The organism is Paraburkholderia mimosarum LMG 23256 = NBRC 106338 (genome assembly GCF_000739815.1).
Taxonomy (GTDB): Bacteria; Pseudomonadota; Gammaproteobacteria; order Burkholderiales; family Burkholderiaceae; genus Paraburkholderia; species Paraburkholderia mimosarum.
The window spans coordinates 1-450 of the sequence record NZ_BBJJ01000239.1; the positions used below are offsets into that span (position 1 = coordinate 1).

The window sequence follows — 450 nt, forward strand, 5'->3', positions numbered from 1 at the left end:
TATTGGAACGTGCGTCGATACAGCGCATTCGCCCGGAATTTCGTAAAAGATGCAACCCACAACCGTTTCGGTCGGCCCGTATTCATTCACCATCCTGGCGCCAGGCTGAACCCTGCGCCACAACTCGACTGTTGAAGGCGACAGCGCTTCACCACCGATAACAAGCAGGTCAATCTGGCTGGTCATCGAGCCCGCCTGCATCTGTTGTCCAAGCGCATCCAGATGACTCGGGGTAATGTTGACCAGCCCACATGCCGAACTGGCCTGTACCTTTAGTCCCGCGACCTCATCGCGTTCCCGTACCAGGTATGCATGACCACCGCAGATCAGCGGTGCAAACAGGCTGTTGACCGTCGCATCGAACGCCAGGGAAGAAGAAACGATCGAAGATGCTCGTGGAGCGTAAACTTCACAGGCCCACGCAAGATAATTGGCCACTCCACGATGTTC

The 450-nt window shown here is 56.0% G+C and carries 1 protein-coding gene; it reads right to left on the reverse strand.

Annotated features, from left to right (window positions below):
* Window positions 1–438 (reverse strand): AMP-binding protein (locus BMI01S_RS41690; RefSeq protein ID WP_255217862.1); only part of this gene is annotated, 438 nt, incomplete at its 3' end.
* Between the last annotated feature and the right edge of the window lie 12 nt (window positions 439–450).